Below are 24449 nucleotides of genomic sequence, written 5' to 3'. Positions count from 1 at the left end.
GAGCTTCTGGTCATTCACACTATCGGAAATGCTCTGGCGCCGAATGGGGGAAAGCCCGAATCGTGTACCAGATCGATCACAAACTCCCTGGGGCCTCAACTGACCTGCGTTTTCCCCGTCCCGGTGGCTTATCCGAACGGCGTCTCACCCGACCGTCACAAAGTCGATGAGCTCCTCGACTCGACCGGAGAGCGTGGGTTCGACGTCGGCGATGGTGCTGACCTTGCCCAGAATGCGAACCCAGCCGCGTGCCACATCCCGGTGATCGGCGTGGGGCCAGCCGATTCGCTTCAGGATTCCCGTCTTCCAGTCCTCGCCCCGGGGGACGACGGGCCATTCCCTGATGCCCACGACATGAGGCTTGACCGCCTGCCAGATGTCGACATAGGGGTGTCCGATGATGTGGACGACATCGCGATAGCGAGGATCGGCACGCACCGCATCGGCGATCTTGGACTCCTTGGTGCCAGAGACCAGATGGTCGGCGAGAACCCCGACGCGGTGCTCCTTGTCGGGACCGAAGGCAGCGAGCTTGTCAGCGACGTCATCCAAGCCGCCCAGGGGTTCGACGACGACTCCCTCGATGCGCAGATCGTCACCCCAGATCTTCTCCACCAGTTCAGCATCATGTTTGCCCTCGACCCAGATGCGCGATCCGCGAGCCACTCGGGCCCGGGCATTGCCGACTGCCCGCGACCCCGAGGCCGTGCGACCTGGGGCCGATTTTTTCTTGGCAGGGAGCTTGATGTCTACGGGTTTGCCTTCAAGCAGGAAGCCGGGCCCCAGTGGGAATGCGCGGACCTTGCCTGCACGGTCCTCGAGATTGACGACGACGCCGGCAGTGGTCTTCTCGGCGCCGACGACGGCGCCGACATATCCGCTCATGGCGTCCTCGAGGACCATTCCGAGTGCGAGCTCGACAGGGGTGGACTTCTTGGGCCGGTGCGAGGAAGGAGAGGAACCTGCCAGTACATCGGGTCCGTAGCGATCAAAGGTATTCACGGTCAACCACCCTAATCAAGGACTCGGCGCGATGGGCGGTGACCCGCTGGGACAGGGGCGAAAGTGAATTCGAACTGCAAGAGGCGTAGAATTGGCACTCAAGGCAGATGAGTGCCAAATGCAGCGCCGAACTCAAGGAGGGACGAATGAACGACAGCAGACGAGCACAGGTTCTGCGTGCGATCGTCGAAGACTTCGTCGCCACCAATGAACCCGTCGGTTCGAAGGCCATCGTTCAGCGCCATACGCTCGGAGTTTCGCCGGCCACGATCCGCAACGACATGGCTCACCTCGAGCAGGAGGGCTACATCGCGCAGCCCCATACCTCCGCCGGTCGGATCCCAACCGACCTGGGCTACCGGATGTTCGTTGACCGCATCGACGACTTCAAACCGCTGACCCAGGCTGAGCGGCGTGCGATCTTCCAGCTCATCGACGGAAACGGGGACCTCGATGACATGCTCGACCGTACGGTGCGAGTCCTCTCGGGTCTGACCCACCAGGTGGCCCTGATCCAGTACCCGACGGTCTCTCGCGCCACGATCAAACACATCGAGGTCGTGGGCCTGGGGCCCAACCGCATCCTCGTCGTCCTCATCACCGATGCCGGTCAGGTCGAACAGAAGGTCGTGATCACACCGGGAGTCATCGACGACGAATCACTGCGCGGAATCCGCGATGAGGTCAACACCGAATTCTCCGGCCAGAAGCTCTCAAAGGTGATGAGCACGGTCACCCCCAGCACCACGGGCGCGGTCGCCGACGGCACCGAGACAGAACCCCTCGGCGGAGCCAACTCAGTCGGCGCTGAGCTCGCCGCGGCTCTGACGCAGGTGCGAGCCGCAGTCACAGATCTTGTCATCGCCACGCGTGAAGAACGCATCATCATGGCAGGCACCGCGAACCTGGCTCGCTCCGGACGGGAGTTCGGTGAGAAGATGGCACCGATCCTCGAAGCTTTCGAAGAGCAGGTCGTACTGCTCAAGCTGCTGACATCGATGGCCGAGGACCAAGAGGAGATCAGCGTTCGGATCGGTCGTGAGAATACTCACGAGTCATTCAGCTCGACATCCCTCGTGGCCGCCGAATATGGTCATGACGCGGGCTCCTCCGCGCGATTGGCTGTGCTCGGGCCGACCCGGATGGACTATCCGACGACGATCACCGCTGTGCGAGCCGTGGCGAAGTACGTCTCCTCTGTCCTCGATCAGAGCTAGATGTACCGATCCGACAGCGCACAGCACAGCGCGAACAAGCACCACACTGCGAACAGGCACGACAACGCGAACAACCCACACCACCAGGGAGAGAGAAGTTTCTGTGGCCGATCACTATGAAACACTCGGAGTGTCCAAAGACGCTTCGGCGGCTGAAATCAAATCGTCCTACCGAAAGCTGGCCCGGAAGTATCACCCCGATGTGAACCCCGGCCACGAGGATGAGTTCAAAGCCATTTCCCTTGCCTACGACGTTCTCTCCGACTCGGAGAAGCGCCGCAACTACGACATGGGCGGCGGCGAGAACGGACAGGGCTTCCCTGCCGGCGGTGGCGGCTTCGGCGGCTTCGGCGACATCTTCGAAACCTTCTTCGGCGGAGGGGCCGGCTCAGCCGGTGGCCCGATGCCGCGCACGCAGCGTGGCAAGGACGCGCTCGTGGGAGTCAACATCGACCTCGAGACCGCCGCATTCGGCGGCAACATCGACCTCGACGTCGCTACTGCCGTGGTCTGTGACACCTGTTCGGGTGCTGGAACACAGCAGGGCACCTCCGTTGAGACCTGCACCCTGTGCCACGGAGCCGGCAGCGTCCAGCGCATGACCCGGACACTGCTGGGCCAGATGGTGACTAACCAGACCTGCAACTCCTGCCACGGCTACGGCACCGTCATTCCCAACCCCTGCCTCAACTGCCAGGGAGACGGCCGCGTCCGCAAGCAGCGGACCATGAAGATCCGCATCCCCGCCGGAGTCTCCGACGGAACGCGCATCCAGCTCTCCTCCCAGGGCGAGGTGGGACCCGGAGGTGGACCTGCCGGCGATCTCTTCGTCGAGGTCATGGTGACCCGTCACGAAGTCTTCCAGCGCGACGGTGACAACCTGCGCGCCTCCGTTTCGGTGCCGATGACCGCGGCCGCCCTCGGCGCCTCGATCCCGTTCGATACCTTCGACGGCACTCAGGATCTCTCGATCGAGGCCGGCATCCAGTCCGGCACCGTCGTCAAGCTTCCCGGACTCGGCGCCTCCCGTCTGCGTTCGGAGACCCGAGGCGACCTCCTCATCACGGTCGACGTGATGACACCGGACAAACTCGACGATGAGCAGAAGGACCTGCTGTCGCAGTTGGCGAAGCTGCGCGATGAGGAGACTCCACGCGCGCAGATCACCACCCAGAACCGAGGCATGTTCTCCCGCATGCGTGAGAAGTTCGCCGGTCGGTGAGTCTTCCCGTCTTCTTCTCCTCCCAGGTCGCCGAGGCGGCCGCCGGTCAGGTGCTCACTTTCGGTGAGGACGTGGCCGGGCACGCGGTCCGAGTCCGCAGACTCGGACCCGGGGATGAGCTCGAAGTCGTCGACGGAGCCGGCACTCGCGTGTGCGGAACCGTTACGAGCGCCTCGGCGAATGAAATGGGACTTCAGGTTGCTTCGGTGACCCACGCCGAGGTGGAACGACCGCGGTTGGTCCTCGTGCAGGCTCTGGCGAAAGCCGACCGCGATCTGCAGGCGATCGAAGCCGCCACAGAGATCGGAGTCGACGAAGTGGTCCCGTGGGCCGCCGAACGCTCGATCGCCGATTGGCCCGCGAAGAAGCGCGACAAACTCGCCGCCAAATGGGACAACGTCCTGCGGGCTGCGTCTCTGCAGGCCAGACGCGCCCGCTTCCCACTGCGTCACGATCTGGTCCGCGGCACCGGATTGGCAGGGGCACTGTCCGAGGGCGATACCGTCTACGTCCTCCACGAGGCGGCCGAGCTGAAACTCTCCCAGGCGCTGTCTCGGTTTGATGCCGGTTCGGACCGCATCGTCTTGGTCGTGGGACCCGAAGGCGGCATCAGCGACGCCGAGCTCGAGGCCCTGTCGGCCATCGGCGCCGACACAGTGCTCCTGGGCCCGACGGTCCTGCGTTCGTCCTCGGCCGGAGCAGCCGGCCTCGTCATGGCTCAGAATTCATTGGGCCGTTGGTGACGAAGCGGACTACGATGGAAGCACACAATTGCAGTACTCCCACAAGTACTCACAGTCACTAAGGATCATTCTGGACACCTCCACTCAGCCCACGAACTCTGTGAACAGCACACCTGCCGAAGCAGCCTCATCGGACACAGTGCGTCTCGTGATTCCCGACTCCATCGATCTGGTCGAGTTCTTCGGGCCGGGGGAGTCGAACCTGCGGAAGCTCGAGCGCGTCTTCCCCGAGCTCAATCTGCATGTGCGCGCCAACCAGGTGCAGGCCAGCGGTGAGCCGACGCGCGTGGCGGCATTCGTCTCCGTGATCGGGGAACTCAAGAAGCTGCACGCCTCGGGCCACCGCATCAACGAGGAGACGATCGACAGGGTCGCGTCGTTCTCCTCTGAAGGACAGGCCGCCTCGGCGGTGATGGGCACGAACATCCTGTCCACACGCGGAAAGTCGATCCGTCCCAAGACGATGGGCCAGCACGACTATGTGAAGGCGATCCGCAATCACACGATCACCTTCGGCATCGGTCCTGCAGGCACGGGCAAGACGTACCTCGCCATGGCGATGGCCATCAACGCCCTGCAGCACAAAGAGGTCTCACGCATCATCCTCACCCGCCCGGCCGTCGAGGCAGGGGAGAGCCTGGGCTACCTGCCCGGGACGCTGAACGAGAAGATCGACCCCTACGTGCGTCCCCTCTACGACGCCCTGCACGACATGGTCGACCCCGAGTCGATCCCGCTGCTCATCGAAACGGGCACGATCGAGGTGGCCCCGCTGGCGTATATGCGCGGCCGCACTCTCAACGATGCGTTCATCATCCTCGACGAGGCGCAGAACACGACCGGTGAGCAGATGAAGATGTTCCTCACCCGTCTGGGCTTCGGAGCTCGCATGGTCGTCACCGGTGACGTCTCTCAGATCGACCTGCCGGGCAAGACCCGCAGCGGTCTCAACGTCGTCCAGGACATCCTGACCGGAATCGAAGACCTGAAATTCTGCCACTTGGGCAGCAAGGACGTCGTCCGCCACTCGCTGGTGACGAAGATCGTCGACGCCTACGACCTGTGGGGAAGCAGCGAATGAATACCGAGATCTCCAACGAAACCGATGAGTCGATCGACCTCGACGAGGTTGTCGCTCTGACCGAATACCTGGGTCAGGCTCTGCACATGCACCCCGGCGCCGAACTCGCGGTGACCATGGTCGATGCCACGGCGATGGCAGAACTCCACGTCACCTGGATGGACCTCGAGGGACCCACCGACGTGATGTCGTTCCCGATGGACCAGCTCACCCAGGGCCAGCCCGGTGCTCCCACCGAGGGACAGATGGGCGACATCATCATCTGCCCCGAGGTGGCCGCTGCCCAGGCATCGTCGTCTGGCCATACGACCATGGACGAGGTGCTGCTGCTGACGGTCCACGGTTTCCTGCACCTGCTCGGCTATGACCACGGTGAGCCCGCGGAGAAGGAAGAGATGTTCGCCCTGCAGCGTCATCTTCTGCTGACCTTCTTCGCCGCCCGCTACGACGGTCGCACCGACATCCCCTCACCGACCGAGGTCTGAGCCGTGCTCTGGCTGTTCCTCGGCGCCGCCCTGTGTCTCGTGATCTCGGCGACGCTGTCCGCGGTGGACGCGGCTCTGCTCAGCGTCTCCCATCAGGCGATCCAGGATGCGAAGGACGAAGGTAAGAAGGCCGCATTCCGGGCTGAGAAGATCCTCGTCGATCTGCCCACCAACATCAATGTCATCATCTTCGTCCGCAACTTCCTCGAAGCACTGGCGACGGTCTTCATCGCGTTGGCGTATAACTCGATCTACTCGGTGGGACCGCTCATGGTCGTGCTCACCGTGCTGACCGCCTCGATCGCGGTCTTCGTCGTCGCCGGAGTGTCCCCGCGGACCATCGGGCGACGTCGTTCCCTGGCCGTGTGCCTCAACCTCAGCTGGGTCGTGGGTGCGGCACTCGTCGTGCTCAAGCCGCTGACGAAGATCCTCGTCCTCCTCGGCAACCTGCTGACCCCGGACCGTGTCTACAAGGACGGACCGTTCGTGACCTCGGATCAGCTGCGTGACCTCGTCGAGCGAGCCAGCGAATCGGATGTCATCGAAGACGGCGAACGCGAGATGATCCAGTCCGTGTTCAACCTCTCCGACACCTCGGCGAATGAGGTTATGGTCCCGCGCACGGACCTCGTGACCGTCAACTCCGGCACTCCGCTGTCGAAGGTGATGAACCTCTTCTTCCGGTCGGGATTCTCACGGATCCCCGTCAGCGGTGAGGACCTCGATGACATTCGCGGGGTCGCCTACCTCAAGGACGTCGCCCGCCGTCTCCACCTCCATCCGGAGGACGCGGAGCGACCGGTCGACATTCTGGCGCGAGGAGTTCTCTTCGTTCCCGAAACCAAACCCGCCGATGACCTGATGGAGCAGATGCAGGTCGATTCGACGCATCTGGCGATCCTCATCGACGAATACGGCGGCACCGCCGGACTCGTCACCATCGAAGACATCGTCGAGGAGATCGTCGGCGAGATCGAAGACGAATACGACACCAGCGATGATGAGCTCGTCGAGGTCGATGACGGGTCATTCGTCATCAGCACCCGCATGTCCATCTCCGACTTCGCCGACTACTTCGATGTGAAGATCGACGAAGATGACGTCAACAGCGTCGGCGGACTTCTCACGAAGCTCATCGGCCGCGTTCCCATCGACGGCTCGAACGCACGGATCGAGGGTCTCATCATCGAAGCGATGGAGGGCCAGGGCCGCCGCCACCGCATCACCCACGTCAGGGTCACGAAGGAAGAGAACTGAAATGGAATTTCGCACGGACTATCCTGAGAACTACCGAGCCGGCTTCGCCTGCTTCGTGGGCCGACCGAACACCGGGAAATCGACGCTGACGAACGCTCTGGTGGGGGAGAAGGTGGCGATCACCTCGGCGAAGCCCCAGACCACACGGCACACGATCCGCGGCATCGTCCACAAAGACGATCACCAGCTGATCCTCGTCGACACCCCGGGACTCCACAAGCCGCGGACGCTGCTGGGCAGCCGCCTCAACGACCTCGTGGCCTCGACGCTGAGCGAAGTCGACGTCATCGGCTTCTGCCTGCCCGCCGATGAGCCCATCGGCCCCGGTGACCGATACATCGCCTCACAGCTCGAACTCCTCGACGGCCGCACCCCGATCGTGGCGCTGGTGACGAAGACCGACAAGGTCCCCCAGGAGAAGGTCGCCGAGGCGCTGCTGGCAGTCGGCCAACTCGCCGACTTCGCCGATGTGGTCCCCGTCTCCGCCGTCGACGGGTTCCAGATCGACACGGTCGATACCGTGCTGACCGGTCACCTGCCCGTCTCACCGCCGCTCTACCCGGAGGGCGAGCTCACCGACGAACCCGAAGAGATGATGATCGCCGAACTCGTTCGCGAGGCCGCGCTCGAGGGAGTCCGTGATGAGCTGCCCCACTCCCTGGCCGCACAGGTCGAGGAGATGTATCCCCGTGAGGGACGCAGTGAGGACAATCCGCTGTGGAACGTCCACGTCAATCTCTATGTCGAACGATCCAGCCAGAAGGCGATCATCATCGGCAAGGGCGGCAGTCGACTCAAGGCGATCGGAAGCGAATCCCGGCGCGGCATCGAAGCACTGCTCGGAACCAAGGTCTACCTCGACCTGCATGTGAAGATCGCCAAGGACTGGCAGCGTGATCCCAAGCAGCTGGGGCGTCTGGGCTTCGACTTCAGCTGAGAGGACTCTCACGCAGGGCTCAGTTGATTGACAGCGTGTGGCCTGCAATAGACTAGGCCGGGTGAATGCCGAGCAGACTCTGGTCGCCCTGAGCGACCGTTCCCCCCAAGTTGCACCCGACGAACTCATTGCGGGCCTCGTCCCGCCACCGCAGTTCCATGACGTGTCCTTCGCCAGCTACCGCACCGACGACACGGAGCCCTCGCAGGCTCAGGCGCGCAACAAGCTTGAGGAATTCGTGGCGTCCTCGACGTCGAAGGGCTTCCTCGGCAAACTGTTCTCGAAGGGCAAGGACGGGCCCAAGGGCGTCTACCTCGACGGTGGCTACGGTGTGGGCAAGACCCACCTCCTAGCCTCGGCATGGCATGCCAATGAGAAGCCGGCGACCTTCGGCACCTTCGTCGAATACACGAACCTCGTCGGCGCCCTCGGCTTCGTCCGTGCCCGAGACGACCTCTCGACGATGAAACTCGTCTGCGTCGACGAGTTCGAACTCGACGATCCCGGCGACACGGTGCTCATGTCACGACTCATGCGTGAACTCACCGATGCCGGCGTGAAGATCATCGCGACCTCGAACACCCTGCCCGGGTCGTTGGGAGAGGGACGCTTCGCGGCACAGGACTTCCTCCGCGAGATCCAGGCGCTGGCTGACCAGTTCGACATCTACCGGATCGAAGGCAAAGACTACCGTCACCGAGGTCTGAGCGAGCCGGCCGCGCCTGTTGCGGCAGAGAACCTCGATGCTGCCACCGCGGAACTCACGGGCACGGTCGCCCGCGACGACTTCCCGACGCTGCTGAAGCATCTCTCCACGGTCCATCCCTCCCGGTACGGCCGGATGGTCGACGGCGTCGACGCAGCAGTGTGGGAGGACGTGGAGACGATCGATAACGAGGGCGTGGCTCTGCGCTTCGTCGCACTTGTCGACCGGCTCTATGACCGCAACGTCACGATCATCAACTCGGGACAGGCGCTGAACAAGGTCTTCACCGAGGAATCGTTGGCCGGCGGCTATCGGAAGAAGTACATGCGCTGTCTCTCGCGTCTGACAGCGCTCTCCTCGCAGTAGGCGGGTCTCGCAGCGTTATTGCAGGTCGCTATTGCAGGTCGAGGTATCTGAGGACTTCGAGCTCGGGAACCCAGTCGGGGATCCCGATGATCTTGAATACTGCCCAGACGACCACGGCGACGAACGCCGCGGTCACTGCGCCGATGGTCCAGCGCACCCATAGGGGCTGCGCCATGATCCAATGTGTCCACTTCTCCACGTTGACTCGGACGAAGTGCAGGATCCTCTGCGCCCAGCGGAACTCGCTGGAGATGATGAACAGGCCGATGATGACGATGAGCCAACCGGGGCCCGGCAACGGTACGAGCAGCAGTCCGATGAGGACGATGAGTGTGCCCAGTCCGCCGACGGTCATTCGGTAGAGGCGTGCCGTGTGCGGGTTGGCTGTGATAGTTCCGCGCCAGCGCAGAAAGCTCAGGCGGGTTCTGCGCCACGGTCGCACTCCGTGTTTGTGAGGGCGCGACAGCCACCCTTCGGGGCGCTTGTCCTGGGGATGGTCATTCACTCTTCCAATATAAGTCGATGAGTCTGAAAGCTTGATTTGCGTGTGTGAGCACGATCACTCCGATTCGATTTTGCATGGACCGCCACCTGCGTATAGAGTTATATCTCGTTGCCAGGGAAACCGGGCAGCGAGAAATGCGGATGTGGCTCAGCTGGTAGAGCATCACCTTGCCAAGGTGAGGGTCGCGGGTTCGAATCCCGTCATCCGCTCGAAGGCGTCATGGCACTGCCTTGATGGTGGCGTGGCCGAGAGGCGAGGCAGCGGCCTGCAAAGCCGTATACACGGGTTCGAATCCCGTCGCCACCTCGGATTTTCCGATGGTTTTCCATCGGTGAGTCGGCGCGATTGGCGCAGCGGTAGCGCGCTTCCTTCACACGGAAGAGGTCACTGGTTCGATCCCAGTATCGCGCACAGGGACCTTGTGTTCCGGTGCAACAAATGAATAAGGCGCGATTGGCGCAGCGGTAGCGCGCTTCCCTGACACGGAAGAGGTCACTGGTTCGATCCCAGTATCGCGCACAGAAGAAGCCCCGAGTGAATCACTCGGGGCTTCGTGCATTCATCCTCGGTCGCCGTCTGACCCATGCGTGAGCCTCGGCTTCGCCCGATGTGTCGGCCGTGTGTCAGGACTGCCACGCGTTTGTCATGGGGAAAGAGACTCATTCACTAGTACGCTAGTGAGGGTAACCATCGACGAAGACTTCGGACACTCATGTCTACTCCTCAGAACCCGTACGAACCGAACAACGGTTCTGGAAATCAGAACCCCAACGGTTCGGGCCCCGACAACCAGCCGCCCAGCGCGCCTGGCTTCTCGGGCGATCAGAACAGCGCGCCGCAGTACGGCTCGCAGAACAACGGACAGCAGCCGCCGCAGTACGGCTCACAGAACGACCCGAACCAGCAGCCTCAGTACGGCTCCCAGCCTCAGTACGGCTCCCAGCCGCAGTACGGCTCCCAGCCCCAGTACGGGCAGCAGAACGACGCAGGTGCCCCAGGCTACGACCAGAACCAGGGCGGCTACGACCAGAACCAGGGCGGTTACGACCAGGGCTATGGCGCCAACAGTCAGGGCTATGGCCAGGACCCCTACGGTCAGAACCAGGACGGCTACGGTCAGGGCTACGACGCCAATGCGCAGGGCTATGACGCGAACCAGTACGGCCAGCAGCCTGCCTATGCCGGTGCTGACGGTTCTTCGGACCAGTTCATCCCAGCCAACCCCAATGCGAGCTACGGTTCGTACTCGGCTGGTTCGGGCAACAACAAGTCGAAGAACATCTGGGGCATCCTTGCCCTGGTCGGCGGCATTGCGGGCATCGTCCTGTCCCTCGTCTTCGGAATCGGGTTCATCTTCGGTGTTGCCGGTGTGATCTTCGCGTTCGTCGGTCTCTCCGCCATCAAGAAGGGGCTGGCCAACAACAAGGGCATGACCATCACAGGCATGATCCTGAGCTTCGCCGCCATCCTGTTCTCGATCATCTCGGTCATCGTCACCGTGATCTTCGGTGGTATGTTCATCACCGCGATCGGCGAAGCTGCCGATGAGCAGTCCTCTTCCGCAGCCCCCGTCGCGGATCCTTCTGATCCTGCTCAGGACCCCAGTGAGGCTGCAGGCCCATCTGAGGGCGGTGACGAAGCAGCCCCAGCCGTCGAAGGGGGAGAGGTCGAGATCGGCACTGATCTGACCGCGGCAGTGGCAGTGCGCTCGGACACCGCGCCCGATACCGCTATCGGTGCGGAAGACTCCAATGGCCAGATCGCGGCTGTGACTGTGACCTTCAAGAACAACTCCAGCTCCGACGTCGACATGAGCAGCGCCCGCATGACGGCTGATGACGGATCGGGCAAGGAATATGAAGACGTGTTCTCGGGCAGCCAGTACAAGAGCAACCTGATCTTCGACACTTCGGTTCCTGCCGGCGGTGAGAAGACTGTTCAGCTCGCCTACGGGGTGCCTTCGGCAGATCTCGACAAGGTCCACCTCAAGCTCGATTTGGGACAGGACCTCGGCAAGGGCAAGACCTTCGAATTCAGCAAGGCCGCGTGATGCAAGTCGGGACGGTGCTCCGATCCCGACTGGCATAGGCGCGAACTGCGCAGTCATCGAAAATTGCATATGATTCACCAGTTGGGTGGCGGTCTCACGACTGCCACCCAACTGATTTCGCACCGCCGTTTAGGTATTAGACTCTAGTGGCGAGGCACCCAACTCAGACGAACGGAGAAGATCAGTGGCAGACAGCATTGACTGCGCGGGAGAGACCATTCCTTGGAAACAGGGACTGACCGGCACGGAGATCTTCTCCACGGACCGCACAGTCGTTGCAATGTGGCTCGACGGACAGCCTGTCGACCTCAGCCGCGAGCTCGCCGCCGGCGACCAGATCGCTCCGATCACCATCGATTCCCCTGCAGGACTCGACATCCTGCGCCACTCCGCCGCGCACGTCACCGCACAGGCCGTGCAGGACCTGTTCCCGGACGCGAAGCTGGGCATCGGACCCTATATCACCGACGGATACTACTTCGACTTCGACGTCGCCGAGCCCTTCACCCCCGAAGACCTCAAGGCGATCCAGAAGAAGGCCGCGCAGATCGTCAAAGCCGGTCAGACCTTCAACCGCGTCGTCGTCACCGAGGACGAGGCCAAGGCCCGGATGGCGAATGAGCCCTACAAGCTCGAACTCATCAACGACAAGGGTGCAGGCTCAGACGACTCGGCCTCCGTCGAGGTCGGTGCCGGCGAACTCACCGTCTATGAGAACCTCGACCGCAAGGGCGAGATCGTGTGGCAGGATCTCTGCCGCGGACCGCACCTTCCCTCCACCAAGCTGATCGGCAACGGATTCGCCGTCACCCGCTCCTCGGCCGCCTACTGGCGCGGAGACCAGGCCAACGCGAGCCTGCAGCGCGTCTACGGCACCGCTTGGGCTTCGAAAGAGGACCTCAAGGCCCACCAGGACCGCCTCGCCGAGGCCGAACGTCGTGACCACCGCAAGCTCGGTGCCGAACTCGACCTGTTCTCATTCCCCGAGGAGCTCGGCTCCGGCCTGCCCGTCTTCCACCCCAAGGGCGGAGTCATCAAGCGCGAGATGGAGGACTACGTCCGCGCCCGTCACATCGAAGAGGGCTTCGAGTACGTCGGTACCCCGCACATCTCCAAGGAAGCCCTGTACTACACCTCGGGCCACCTGCCCTACTACGGCGAGAACATGTTCCCGCCGATCTCCGTCGACGAGGTCCGCGACGAGTCCGGTGAGATCGTCAAGGAGGGCACCCCGTACCGCCTCAAGGCGATGAACTGCCCGATGCACAACCTCATCTTCCGTTCGCGTGGTCGCTCCTACCGTGAGCTGCCCCTGCGTCTCTTCGAATTCGGCACCGTCTACCGTGACGAGGCCTCGGGCGTCGTCCACGGACTCACCCGTGTGCGCGCACTGACCCAGGACGATTCGCACTCCTATGTCGCTCAGGAGGACGCCGCGAAGGAGATCCGTCACCTGCTCGAGTTCGTCCTCAGCCTGCTGCGCGACTTCGGTCTCAACGACTTCTACCTCGAACTGTCCACCCGGGACGAAGATGGGAAGAAGAAGGACAAGTTCATCGGCTCGGATGAGCAGTGGGCCGAGGCCACACAGGTTCTCGAAGAGGTCGCCTCGGAGACCGGACTCGAACTCGTCCCCGATCCCGGTGGAGCCGCCTTCTATGGCCCCAAGGTCTCCGTCCAGGCCCGCGACGCCATCGGCCGGACCTGGCAGATGTCGACCGTGCAGCTCGACTTCAACCAGCCCGAACGCTTCGGTCTCGAATATCAGGCCGCCGACGGAACCCGCAAGCAGCCGGTGATGATCCACTCGGCGAAGTTCGGCTCCATCGAACGTTTCATGGGCGTGCTCATCGAACACTATGCGGGCGCATTCCCCGTGTGGTTGGCTCCCGTCCAGGTCACCTGCATCCCCGTGGCGGAGGAATTCAACGACTACCTCGCCGAGGTGGCCGCACAGCTCAAGGCCGCCGGCGTTCGCGTCGAGATCGATGACAGCGATGATCGGTTCCCGAAGAAGATCCGCAACGCCTCGAAGTCGAAGGTGCCCTTCGTCCTCATCGCCGGCGGGGATGACCGCGACGCGAACGCCGTGTCGTTCCGTTTCCGCGATGGTGAGCAGAACAACGGCGTATCGGTCGCCGAGGCGGTCAGCAGGATCGTCGAATCCATCGAAACCAAGGCCCAGGTATGACGGAGGACCCACACAACCACCTCGGCCAGAGCAGCCCCGATCACCTTCGCGACATTCCTGAGCCGGAGGCGGCTGCGGGCTTTCCCGGGGAGCCTGATGGCTTCCAGCGGCTGTGGACACCGCACCGCATGGTCTACATCGGGGGACAGGACAAGCCCAAGGACTCCGGCATCGCCGAGTGCCCGTTCTGTACGGCGCCGACGAAGTCCGACGAGCAGGGCCTGATCGTGGCCCGTGGTGCGGAGGTGTACGCGGTGCTCAACCTGTACCCGTACAACCCCGGCCACCTCCTCATCTGCCCCTACCGTCACGTTGCCGACTACACGGATCTGAGCGAGTCGGAGACCGCTGAACTCGCTCACTTCTCGCAGAAGGCGATGACCGTGATCCGTGCCGTCTCGTCCCCGGACGGCTTCAACCTGGGAATGAACCAAGGACCCGTGGCAGGTGCCGGCATCGCCGCGCACCTCCACCAGCACATTGTGCCCAGATGGGGCGGGGACTCGAACTTCCTGCCCGTCGTAGCACAGACCAAAGCTCTGCCGCAGGTGCACGCCGATGTGCAGGCAGCGCTGTCAAAGGAATGGAACAGATGAACCCCGAAGACCTCGACGCCCTCGCCGAGTACTCATCCCCACTGGTGCGAGGCAGCGAAGCCGTCATCACGATCACCCGCCCCGATCTGGAGTCCAACAGCTACCTCTCGCAGCTGTTCGCCCTGTCCGGGGAGTCCTCGAGACGGCTGACCCACAATTGGCGCGACTACGCTCCCGAGATCCGCAGCAGCTGGTCGGGATACCTCAGTGCGGCCAAGAAGGAAGCCGGCCAGCTCTTCGTCGGCTCCACCCTCGAAACGGCTCACCGGATCACGGACAACCACCTCGGCGTCTCCGAATTCGCACTCGATGACGAGGGTGCACGGGCGCTCTACGTCGCACGGGTGGCCGAACCGGGTCGCTATGGCCAGGACGAGGACATTCCAGCCAGTGAGGAAGCTCCACGGCGGATCACCTCGGCGGCTTACCTGAGCAATGGTCTCGGGTACACGAACGACCGTCCGGCACGGGCATTCATCGTCGACCTCGTCGAACCGGGACTGGGGAAGTCGGGCATCGCCGGCGGTGCCGAAGTCCCACTGTCCACGCTCCTGAAGACTCCGGAGTCCGATGTCCACGACCCGCAGTTCTCACCCAGCGGAAACCGCGTCAGCGTGGTTGCCGCACTGGCGCCTGACCACGGTGAGCCCGACCTGCGCTCGACCGTGTGGCTGCTCGGCGGGGATCACCCGGAGGCACTGCAGCTGCCGCGGATGAGCGTGCACCTGCACCGCTGGGTCGACGACGAGACCGTGCTGCTCGTCGGCAACGAACTGGTTCGAGACGAACTCGACTTCGTCGCTCAGATGCCAGGACTCTTCGTCCACGATACGACTGCCGGCACGACCCGACGCCTGAGTGACCCGGAGACCGTCGCAATCACCTCCATCCGGCCTCAGATCGTGGGCCACGGCATCGACGGCTCAGTCCTCGACGACGCCTCTGTCATCGCCGTCGTGGACGCAGACGGTGCCTCCCGCATCGTGTCGATCGATCTCACGGCTGAGAATGTGGGCTTCGACGAACTGACTTTCCTCACGGATGAGACGACCGTCGTCAACGGCTTCGACCTCGACGGCGACACGGTGGTCTTCACCGCTCAGACCCCGAGCAACGGAGCAGTCCTGGCACAGGCGGGCATCACCACCTCACGTGATGCCCACGCGAATGCGGACGCTTCCCGGCCGGCTGCAGCCACACTCCGTGAGCATCCAGCGCCCGCGAACTCCGTCCTTCCACAGGTCCTGCGCGTCGACGGTGAGGGCGGACCCATCACCGGATGGCTGGCCAAACCCACCAGAGAGGGACCGTTCCCGGTCATTCTCAACATCCACGGCGGACCCTTCGCGCAGTACACACACGGATGGTTCGACGAGACTCAGGTGCTCACCTCGGCGGGATATGCCGTGGTCTACGCGAACCCTCGCGGCTCAGGCGGACGCACCCGCGAATGGGGGACAGCGGTGCAGGGGAACATGGCGGCCCCAGCGATGGCCGACGTCCTCGCAGTCCTCGAGCACGCACTGGCCGGTGACCCGCAGCTCGATTCCAGCCGCCTCGGCGTCCAGGGCGGTTCCTACGGCGGCTATCTCACCGCCATGATCACCGCCGCCGACCATCGGTTCCAGGCAGCCATCGTCGAACGCGGCTATCTTGATCCCGACAGCTTCGTCGGCACCTCCGATATCGGACGGTTCTTCACCGAGGAGTACACCACCCGTGACCGGCAGGCCATCGACAGGCAGTCGCCTTTGGCACACGCCTCACAGGTGCGCACACCCAGCCTGGTGATGCACTCGGAACTGGACTTCCGCTGCCCGCTCGAACAGGCTCAGCAGTACTATGCCGCCCTGCAGCGTGCCGGGGTGGACACCGAACTGCTCATCTTCCCCGGAGAGAACCACGAACTCTCACGCGCGGGTCAGCCGCGGCACCGCCGGCAGCGCTTCGAAGCGATGCTCGACTGGTGGGATCAGCATCTGGGCGGAAACGTCGATGCTGACCTCGACGATCCGACCACCTCGGCGAACAGCTGAGCCGATGACCATCCCCACCGCCTCCAAGGCGCTCACCCGACCCCTCCTGTACCTGGCCAGAACACATCCCAAGTCGGTGATTCGTCACATTGACCGCCTCCAGGTTGGTCGAGTGGACACTTCCCGATATCGTTCTGTCGGTTACGATTGCGGTCTTGCTGCTTGCTTGCCGCTTCACTATTCTGCACAGACTGCGTCCGTCCATCGTCAACTCCTGGAGAACCATGAAACCTCGTAAAGCCTCACGGGTCGTATTACTCAATGAGCGCGACGAGGTTCTCCTGATTCGAGCTCAGGACCTGCTCACGCCCACACACCAGTGGTGGATGACCTGCGGCGGCGGTTCCGAACTGGGGGAGTCGGCCGCTCAGACCGCAGCCCGCGAACTCGCCGAGGAGACCGGAATCGAATGCGAACCCGGCGAACTCATCGGCCCCTTGGCCACACGTGACGAGGTCTTCGAATTCACGGAGAAGTCGCTGCATCAGCAGGAGACCTACTTCGCCTTCCGAACGAGCGAGGACATCGAACTCGAAGACGCCGTCTGGACGGACATCGAGAAGCGCAGTCTGCTCGAATTCCGGTGGTGGTCGCGGGAAGAGCTGATGACGACGACCGAGACGATCTATCCGAAGAATCTGCTCAGCCTCATGGACCTCGTCACGGCAGGCTCCGTGCCCGACGTTCCCCTCGTCATCGACTGAGAGACCCTCGTCATCGGTTGAGAGACCGTGGCGCAGGCGCAGGGAGCTGCCTTGCGTGGCTCAGCGCACATGACGATGTGCTGAGCGTATAGACTCTAGGGGCTGTATCTATAGGAAGGAACACCAGTGTCAGGTCATTCCAAGTGGGCAACGACTAAACACAAAAAAGCTGCCATCGATTCGAAGCGGGCCAAGCTCTTTGCCAAGCTGATCAAGAACATCGAGGTTGCCGCTCGCAACGGTGGACCTGATCTCGACGGCAACCCGACGCTGTTCGATGCTGTGCAGAAGGCGAAGAAGAACTCCGTTCCCGCCGACAACATCACCCGTGCGGTCAAGCGCGGCGGCGGTCTCGACGGCTCTGCCGTCAACTACGAGAACATTCTGTACGAAGGCTACGCCGCCGGCGGTGTCGCCCTCCTCATCGAGTGCCTGACCGACAACCGCAACCGTGCAGCCTCCGAGGTCCGTGTGGCAGTCACACGCAACGGCGGCACCATGGCCGACCCCGGATCGGTGACCTACAACTTCGACCGCAAGGGCGTCATCATCGTGCCCGCAGAGGGTACCGACGAGGACTCGATCCTCTTGGCCACCATGGACGCAGGAGCCGAAGAGGTCAAGGACGAAGGCGAGAACTTCGAGATCATCTGTGAAGCCACCGACTTGGTTGCCGTGCGCACAGCACTCGTTGATGCAGGCATCGACTATGACTCGGCAGAGGCCTCGTTCGTGCCCGGAATCGAAGTCAGCTTGGACGCGGACACCGCCAGCAAGGTCTTCAACCTCATCGATGCGCTCGAAGACAGCGACGAGGTGCAGAACGTCTACTCCAATGCTGATGTCAGCGATGAGGTTCTCGCCGAACTTGATTCCTGATGAGACTGAATCGGGTGACTGGTGAGAATCCTCGGCGTTGATCCGGGTCTGACCCGGTGCGGGCTGGGTGTCATCGACACCCTGCCCGCACGCAAGGCGAAGATGGTGTCCGTGGATGTGCTGCGCACACCGTCGACCGATTCCGTGGACCTGCGCTTGGGCGCCCTCGCCGAGGCGTTCGACAGCTGGCTCGACACCTACCGTCCTGATGTCGTGGCCATCGAGCGGGTGTTCGCCCGCAACGACGTCTCCACGATCATGGGCACCGCCCAGGTCTCCGGCCTGACCATGGGGCTGGCCGCCAGGCGCGGGCTGCCCGTGGCGATGCACACGCCCTCCGAAGTCAAAGCAGCCATCACCGGTTCGGGACGGGCCGATAAGAAACAGGTCACGAACATGGTGACCCGAATCCTCGAGCTCGAGGCCGCACCGAAGCCCGCCGACGCCGCGGACGCACTGGCGATCGCCATCTGCACTCATGGCGTGGGGCTCTCAGCGGGCAATCGACCCCTGGAGCGAACAAGGACCTCAACGAACGCAAGAGCGCCGGCCGTCAGGGCACAGGTCTGACGAAGGCTCAGGAACAGTGGGCCAAGGCCCTACGCAACGCTAAGTAGGGTTCTCTCGTTGCGAGCCTTGCTATCGTCGGTATGTCGAACCTGGTGCTCAACGCCAAGCTGATAGCCTGGATTCGTACACGTGTTCCCACTCGAAAGGCAGGCCGTGATCAGTTTCCTCAGCGGTACGGTTCATCGCATCGCAGCTGACCACCTCGTCATTCTCACCTATGGTGTCGGACGCAGAGTCAACGTCACTCCGGATACCCTGTCGAACACCCGCCACGGGGCCGATATCGAACTCGTGACCACGCTCGTGGTCCGTGAAGACTCGATGACGCTCTTCGGCTTCGGCACCGAAGATGAGAACCACACCTTCGAAGTGCTCTTGTCGATCTCCGGAATCGGGCCGCGCCTGGCCATGGCGATCCTGTCTGTGATGGGCCCCGGTGAACTTGCCGCAGCGATTTCGAACCAGGACGCCAACGCACTGACACGGGTGCCTGGCATCGGCAAGAAGGGGGCCTCCAGGATCATTCTCGAACTTGAGAACAAACTGCCGAAGCTCTCCGCCTCGGAACCCGGACCGCAGCTGTCGTTCGGCGGCGCGAACCAGCAGGTTGTCGATGCCCTGGTCGGACTCGGCTGGAAAGAGGCCCAGGCGGCAGACGTCGTTCAGGAAGTGGTCAATGATCTTGGCCAGAACGCCGGCACATCGGCGCTGCTGAAGGCCTCACTCAAGGTTCTGGGTGCTCGGAAGTGACGAGCTCCTTTGATGGCGGAAGCGCCTCCTACGAACTGGAATTCGGTGATCAGAAGCTCACCGGCGCCGAGGAGGAACGGCTGGTCTCAGGTCGAGCAGAGACCGCCGAACGCGATGCGGAAGCCGCCCTGCGTCCTAAGGGACTGCAGGACTTCATCGGCCAACCCCAGGTCCGAGAGCAGCTCTCCCTGGTACTCGATGCTGCGAAGGCCCGAAATCGGGCCCCTGACCATGTCCTTCTCTCCGGTCCTCCCGGATTGGGGAAGACGACGTTGGCGATGATCATCGCCCATGAGATGCAGTCGAGCCTGCGAGTCACTTCGGGCCCGGCTGTTCAGCATGCCGGCGACCTGGCCGCGATCCTCTCGTCGTTGGAGGAGGGGGAAGTCCTCTTCATCGATGAGATCCACCGGATGGCTCGTGCCGCAGAAGAGATGCTCTACGTCGCGATGGAGGACTTCCGCGTCGACGTCATCGTCGGCAAAGGTCCCGGTGCGACGGCTATTCCACTCGACCTGCCCCAGTTCACGATGGTCGGCGCCACAACCCGGTCCGGTCTGCTTCCCGCGCCATTGCGAGACCGCTTCGGATTCACGGGACTCCTCGACTTCTACTCAAGCAACGATCTGCTGACCGTGCTCAAACGTTCAGCTCACATGCTCGGAATCGAAGCAGAACTTGCAGGTCTGAAAGAGATCTCAACCAGATCTCGCGGCACTCCGCGCGTAGCCAACCGACTTCTGCGAAGAGTCAGAGACTGGGCGCAGGTGCGCGGAACAGGCATCATCGATGAGGCCGCGGCCCTGTCGGCCCTGAAGGTCTACGAAGTCGACGAACTCGGCCTTGATCGCCTTGACCGGTCCGTGCTGCAAGTGCTGTGCAAGCGATTCGGCGGGGGACCGGTCGGTCTGGGGACCATCGCAGTCTCCGTCGGAGAAGAGGCCGACACCGTGGAGACAGTTTCGGAACCCTACCTTGTGCGAGAAGGTCTGATCAGTCGCACTCCGCGAGGCCGGGTTGCCACATCCGCGGCTTGGAAGCACCTGGGAATGCAGATCCCAGCAAACTATGAGTTCTGATCCCGGCAATTGAGTTCGCCTTGAGTACTGACTACGAACTAAGGTAGTGGACTGGTTCGTTCTTATGAAAGGTAGATACCTGTGGATTTATTGATCCCTCTCGCGCTTGCTGCGCTGCTTATTTTTTTCCTGTTCAATTCTCGGCGTAAGCAGAAGGCGCGTGCAGAGGAGATCAAGTCGGGCCTTGTCCCCGGCGCTACCGTGATGACGACGTTCGGCGTATTCGGCACCGTCCTGTCCATCGACGAGGAGAACAACCAGGTCACCCTCGAATCGGGTCCCGGCACCGTGCTTCGAGTCCACCGCCAGGCCATCGGCCAGATCAGCAATCCTGAAGCTACAGGCGCTGCCGCTGGCGGTGCTGTTGCAGACGCACCAGAGGCTGCTGATGATGCTGAGAGCACCGACACCCCGGCGATCACCGACGCTGAACTCGACGCGATGAATGAGCGTAAGCGGGCCGAAAAGACCAACGGCGACACCGATCTTCCAGCGGACGACGTTGTCGATTCCGATTCGGAACTGAAGTCGGACGCCACTCAGGTTGACGCAGACGAGACCGATTCCGTGATCGATGACGCCACCGGCTCGAAGAATGCCGACGATGCTGTGGATGGCACCGGTGAGACCGATGCGGACGCATTCGGCACCGATTCTTCCGATCCTGAGAATCCCAAGAAGAACTGACTTCGCTCACTGCACTCAATCGAAAGCTGAAACGTGTCCGATATTGAAGAAAAGCCACGTCCTGGTTTGCGCTTCGTGTGGCTGGGGATCGTTACTGCACTGCTCCTCGGCATCATCGCCGCAGGCGTCGTGTGGTCTGATGCCACAACCACGCCGAAGCTCGCTCTCGACCTCGAGGGCGGAACCTCGATCATCCTGGAACCCCAGGTATCGGAGGACACGGACATCAGCAAGGAGCAGCTTGACCAGGCTGTGTCGATCATTCGACAGCGCGTCGACTCGACCGGTGTCTCTGAAGCAGAGATCACGACTCAGGGTGACCGCAACATTGTTGTGAACCTGCCGGGCAATCCGGATGAGGAAACACGCAATCTGGTTCGTTCTTCCGCGCAGCTCGTCTTCCGTCGAGTCGCCCTTGTCGGTGACCCGCGTTCCCAGGAGCAGATCCAGAAGGAACAGGAGCAGGGCGGCGGGGAAGAACAGCAGGACCCCTCCGAGGGACTCACCGACGAGCAGAAGAAACGCCTCGAGGAACTCACCGGTGGCAGCGCCGGCGCTCAGGCGGATGCCGGAGCGCAAGGCGATGGCAGCGGACAGGGCGGTGCAGAAGCACCTGCAGGCGGCGGCGAAGTCGCCAAGTCTGGCAGCGACGCCGCCAATTCTGGTGGCGATGTCGCCAACGCCGGTGGAAGCGTTCCCGGACCAGCAGGCAAAGACGCTGAGAAATCCGGAGAAGCGAGCAGCGAACAGGCGACCGAAGAGAGCGGGTCCGCTAAGGGCGACGACACGAAGGTCACTGATTCGACGCCGCGGCCACTCTTCGATCCTGAGAAGGACGTCGACGAATGGCAGACCGACAAGATCATCAAGAAGTACACGGAGCTTGACTGCACCGATCCGAAGAACCGGACCGGTGGACAGCAGCAGCCAGCAGATGAACCAGTCGTCGCCTGTGGCAAGGACGGAGAGGCCAAGTACATTCTGGGCCCCGTCGAACTCTCAGGCGAGCACCTAGCGGACGCAAACTTCGGCTATGCGGCGGGCGCCAACGGAGTCCAGACCAACCAGCCGGCTGTGAACCTCAAGTTCGACAGCGTCGGGCGCGAAATCTTCAAGCAGATCACCTCGGACATCACCGGGAAGCAGCAGCCGTACAACCAGTTCGCCATTGCTCTTGACGGGAATGTGCTTTCGGCACCGTCATCGAACGCTGCGATCACCGACGGCAACGCCGAGATCTCAGGCAACTTCACCCTTGACGAGGCTCAGACCCTGGCCGATCAGCTCAAGAACGGCTCCCTGCCGTTGAGCTTCCAGGTCCAGAGCGAGGACCAGATCTCACCGACATTGGGTTCCAACTACCTCAACATCGGTCTCCTCACCGGTCTCGTCGGACTCATCCTCGTCGTCATCTATTCGCTCCTGCAGTACCGGGTGCTCGGACTCGTCACAGTCTCGAGCCTCGTTGTCGCCGGTGTGCTGACCTATCTGCTGCTGCTCTTGGCTTCGTGGCGATACGGCTACCGGCTGTCATTGGCAGGTGTCGCCGGTATCATCATCGGCATCGGCATGGCCGCGGACTCGTTCATCGTCTACTTCGAACGAGTCAGAGACGAGTTGCGCAGCGGTCGAAATCTGCTCTCCGCAGTCGAAGTCGGCTGGGACCGCGCCAAGCGCACCATCTGGGCATCCAAGGCAGTGAACATGCTCGCCGCGGTCATCCTCTACATCTTGGCTGTCGGCTCCGTGCGAGGCTTCGCCTTCACCCTGGGACTGACCGTGATCATCGACGTGCTCATCGTCTTCCTGTTCACACACCCCATGTTGGAAGTCCTCGCCCGCACCAAGTTCTTCGGCCAGGGCCATCCGATGTCCGGTATGGATCCGCGTCTGCTGGGAGTCAAGCCCGCCGCCTATCGTGGTGCGCTCAACCTCAGCATCGATGACGACGAGAAGTCACCCGAGGCACGCCGACGGGAGAAGGCTCGAACCCGGAAGGCAGGAATGTCGTCCGACACCGAGGCGGAATCGACCGAAGAATCGACTGTCGATTCGACATCCTCATCGACTGAATCCTCGTCCGCATCGTCGAAGTCGAAGGCAGGTGCCGAATCAGAATCTTCGGGCCAGCCTCGCGGCACGACGACGACCAAACGGTCGAAGAAGCCTCAGTCCTCCGACTCCGACGAGGTCTCAGCTTCCGCCGAGCCAGCCGATGAGGCGACCGAGGCGGAGCCCAAGAAGAAGCCTAAGAAGAAGACGAAGTCTGCGACGAATCCGGCACCAGCCGGTGGCACCATCGCGGAGCGGAAGGCGGCTGCGAAGAAGGCAGCCGAAGAATCTGCCGACAAGGGCAAGGAGGCAGACAAGTGAAACGGTTCTTTGCTTGGGGCAACCGGCTCCACAACGGTGAGTCGTCGATTCCCTTCGTCGGGAAGGCCAAACTCTGGCTGATGATCTCCGGCGCCCTGGTGCTCCTGTCACTTCTCGTGCCGTTGATCGCGGGATTCAACTTCGGTATTGCCTTCAAGGGCGGATCTCAGTTCCAAGTCGACCACGTCTCAGACACTGCACCTGCCAAGGGCGAAGATCTCGTCTCTGAGGTGGTGCCGGGCTCTGAACCGCGCCTGACTCCGACGAGTGACACTGCGGTGCGCATCGAGACGAACCAGCTCAGCGATGACCAGATGCAGGAAGTCCGTGACGCTCTCGTAGGCGGCTACGACGTTAAAGCAGAGGACGTCACATCGACGTTCGTCGGTCCTGAGTGGGGCCAAGACGTGACTGAGAAGATGATTCGGGCCCTTGTCATCTTCGTCGGCATCGCCATGGTCGTGATGGCTCTGTACTTCCGGACCTGGAAGATGTCTCTGGCCGCGATCGTGGGACTGTTCGTCGTCATGATCGTGACGACGGGCATCTATTCCGCGACAGGGTTCGAGATCACCCCCGAGGCCGTGATTGGGTTCCTCACCGTCTTGAGCTTCTCGCTCTACGACACCGTGGTGGTCTTCGACAAGATCAGAGAGAACACGACGCGGTTCAAGGACAAACGCGACCTGAAGTTCTCCGAGCTGGTCAACCTCGGCATCAACCAGACGACAGTGCGCTCGATCAACACCTCGGTCGTCTCGGTGCTGCCGATCGCCTCGATTCTGTTCATCGGTGTGTTCCTGCTGGGTGCCGGCACATTGGTCGACATCTCTCTGTCGCTGTTCATCGGTACGATTGTGGCAGCAGCTTCGACGTTGTTCGTTGCCAGCCCTCTCTACGCCCTGCTGCGGGCGAATGAACCCGCAGTCAAGGAGCAGGAAGAGGCCGTGCGTGAATTACGCTTGAAGAATGGAGCAGAAGATGTTCCACCGGTGATTCACGCCGAGGTCTGA

Annotated in this window: 21 protein-coding genes, 4 tRNA genes and 1 pseudogene; 24 read left to right on the top strand and 2 right to left on the bottom strand. The window is 62.4% G+C overall.

The annotated features are described in order from the left end of the window. Positions 1-144: 144 nt before the first annotated feature. Positions 145-1008: a DUF3097 domain-containing protein gene (locus PGC08_RS11455; protein ID WP_096145612.1), complete on the bottom strand. Its 864-nt coding sequence runs from the start codon at positions 1006-1008 to the stop codon at positions 145-147. Positions 1009-1148: 140 nt separating this feature from the next. Between PGC08_RS11455 and hrcA the strand changes: the two genes are divergently transcribed. From hrcA to zapE, 8 genes are all read left to right on the top strand, one after another. Then, on the top strand, positions 1149-2219 hold the full coding sequence (gene hrcA, locus PGC08_RS11450) for a heat-inducible transcriptional repressor HrcA (RefSeq protein ID WP_069600269.1): 1071 nt from the start codon (positions 1149-1151) through the stop codon (positions 2217-2219). 103 nt (positions 2220-2322) lie between these two features. Then, positions 2323-3441: a molecular chaperone DnaJ gene (dnaJ, locus tag PGC08_RS11445; protein WP_009881469.1), complete on the top strand. Its 1119-nt coding sequence runs from the start codon at positions 2323-2325 to the stop codon at positions 3439-3441. After that, positions 3438-4184, top strand: a complete 747-nt coding sequence (locus tag PGC08_RS11440) for a 16S rRNA (uracil(1498)-N(3))-methyltransferase (protein WP_271708441.1) — start codon at positions 3438-3440, stop codon at positions 4182-4184. The genes dnaJ and PGC08_RS11440 overlap by 4 nt, the downstream gene beginning before the upstream one ends. Before the next feature lie 28 nt (positions 4185-4212). Next, positions 4213-5265 (top strand): PhoH family protein, encoded by a 1053-nt coding sequence (locus PGC08_RS11435; protein ID WP_009881467.1) that lies wholly within the window; start codon positions 4213-4215, stop codon positions 5263-5265. Then, positions 5262-5750 (top strand): rRNA maturation RNase YbeY, encoded by a 489-nt coding sequence (gene ybeY, locus PGC08_RS11430; RefSeq protein WP_069600267.1) that lies wholly within the window; start codon positions 5262-5264, stop codon positions 5748-5750. The genes PGC08_RS11435 and ybeY overlap by 4 nt, the downstream gene beginning before the upstream one ends. 3 nt (positions 5751-5753) lie before the next feature. Then, entirely contained in the window at positions 5754-7007 is a 1254-nt protein-coding gene (locus tag PGC08_RS11425) for a hemolysin family protein (protein WP_114384916.1), read from the top strand. Position 7008: 1 nt separating this feature from the next. Continuing rightward, positions 7009-7944 carry a GTPase Era gene (gene era / locus PGC08_RS11420; RefSeq protein ID WP_009881464.1) on the top strand — a complete coding sequence of 312 codons (936 nt, stop codon included), beginning with the start codon at positions 7009-7011 and terminating at the stop codon, positions 7942-7944. Between the two features lie 61 nt (positions 7945-8005). Beyond that, complete coding sequence (zapE, locus tag PGC08_RS11415; RefSeq protein ID WP_271708440.1) at positions 8006-9016, top strand: cell division protein ZapE; 1011 nt, start codon at positions 8006-8008, stop codon at positions 9014-9016. Positions 9017-9044: 28 nt separating this feature from the next. On the opposite strand, the gene PGC08_RS11410 is transcribed toward zapE, so the two are convergent. Next, entirely contained in the window at positions 9045-9521 is a 477-nt protein-coding gene (locus tag PGC08_RS11410) for a PGPGW domain-containing protein (RefSeq protein WP_271708439.1), read from the bottom strand. Positions 9522-9657: 136 nt separating this feature from the next. On the opposite strand from PGC08_RS11410, the gene PGC08_RS11405 reads away from it, so the two are divergent. From PGC08_RS11405 to secF, 16 genes and pseudogenes are all read left to right on the top strand, one after another. Beyond that, positions 9658-9730 (top strand) — tRNA-Gly (locus PGC08_RS11405). A 26-nt stretch (positions 9731-9756) separates the two neighbouring features. Then, positions 9757-9827, top strand: a tRNA-Cys gene (locus PGC08_RS11400). Between the two features lie 33 nt (positions 9828-9860). Next, positions 9861-9932, top strand: a tRNA-Val gene (locus PGC08_RS11395). A 36-nt stretch (positions 9933-9968) separates the two neighbouring features. Then, a tRNA-Val gene (locus tag PGC08_RS11390) sits at positions 9969-10040 on the top strand. 193 nt (positions 10041-10233) lie between these two features. Continuing rightward, positions 10234-11571: a DUF4190 domain-containing protein gene (locus PGC08_RS11385; RefSeq protein WP_271708438.1), complete on the top strand. Its 1338-nt coding sequence runs from the start codon at positions 10234-10236 to the stop codon at positions 11569-11571. A gap of 184 nt (positions 11572-11755) precedes the next feature. Next, positions 11756-13762 (top strand): threonine--tRNA ligase, encoded by a 2007-nt coding sequence (thrS, locus tag PGC08_RS11380; RefSeq protein ID WP_271708437.1) that lies wholly within the window; start codon positions 11756-11758, stop codon positions 13760-13762. Beyond that, a complete protein-coding gene (locus PGC08_RS11375) occupies positions 13759-14358 on the top strand; it encodes an HIT family protein (RefSeq protein WP_206426700.1) in 600 nt (199 codons plus the stop codon). Before thrS ends, PGC08_RS11375 begins: the two co-directional genes overlap by 4 nt. Further along, complete coding sequence (locus PGC08_RS11370) at positions 14355-16394, top strand: alpha/beta hydrolase family protein (protein WP_271708436.1); 2040 nt, start codon at positions 14355-14357, stop codon at positions 16392-16394. Before PGC08_RS11375 ends, PGC08_RS11370 begins: the two co-directional genes overlap by 4 nt. A 224-nt stretch (positions 16395-16618) precedes the next feature. After that, positions 16619-17098 carry an NUDIX hydrolase gene (locus PGC08_RS11365; RefSeq protein ID WP_050773326.1) on the top strand — a complete coding sequence of 160 codons (480 nt, stop codon included), beginning with the start codon at positions 16619-16621 and terminating at the stop codon, positions 17096-17098. 126 nt (positions 17099-17224) lie between these two features. Next, the gene (locus PGC08_RS11360; RefSeq protein ID WP_009881456.1) at positions 17225-17977 is read left to right on the top strand and encodes a YebC/PmpR family DNA-binding transcriptional regulator; all 753 of its coding nucleotides are present in this window, start codon (positions 17225-17227) and stop codon (positions 17975-17977) included. A gap of 21 nt (positions 17978-17998) precedes the next feature. Next, positions 17999-18594: pseudogene (ruvC, locus tag PGC08_RS11355) on the top strand (crossover junction endodeoxyribonuclease RuvC). Positions 18595-18676: 82 nt separating this feature from the next. Next, positions 18677-19297 (top strand): Holliday junction branch migration protein RuvA, encoded by a 621-nt coding sequence (ruvA, locus tag PGC08_RS11350; RefSeq protein WP_009881454.1) that lies wholly within the window; start codon positions 18677-18679, stop codon positions 19295-19297. Continuing rightward, positions 19294-20376 carry a Holliday junction branch migration DNA helicase RuvB gene (gene ruvB / locus PGC08_RS11345; protein ID WP_009881453.1) on the top strand — a complete coding sequence of 361 codons (1083 nt, stop codon included), beginning with the start codon at positions 19294-19296 and terminating at the stop codon, positions 20374-20376. Before ruvA ends, ruvB begins: the two co-directional genes overlap by 4 nt. Positions 20377-20457: 81 nt before the next feature. Further along, a complete protein-coding gene (locus PGC08_RS11340; protein WP_240518044.1) occupies positions 20458-21063 on the top strand; it encodes a preprotein translocase subunit YajC in 606 nt (201 codons plus the stop codon). 33 nt (positions 21064-21096) lie between these two features. Beyond that, the gene (gene secD / locus PGC08_RS11335) at positions 21097-23436 is read left to right on the top strand and encodes a protein translocase subunit SecD (RefSeq protein ID WP_236850413.1); all 2340 of its coding nucleotides are present in this window, start codon (positions 21097-21099) and stop codon (positions 23434-23436) included. Then, a complete protein-coding gene (gene secF, locus PGC08_RS11330) occupies positions 23433-24449 on the top strand; it encodes a protein translocase subunit SecF (RefSeq protein ID WP_069600261.1) in 1017 nt (338 codons plus the stop codon). The genes secD and secF overlap by 4 nt, the downstream gene beginning before the upstream one ends.

The sequence above is a fragment of the Brevibacterium sp. BDJS002 genome (assembly GCF_028201555.1).
Lineage (GTDB): Bacteria > Actinomycetota > Actinomycetes > Actinomycetales > Brevibacteriaceae > Brevibacterium > Brevibacterium aurantiacum.
Note: the sequence above shows the minus strand (reverse complement) of the source record. Positions and strands in the feature narration are given on the sequence as shown.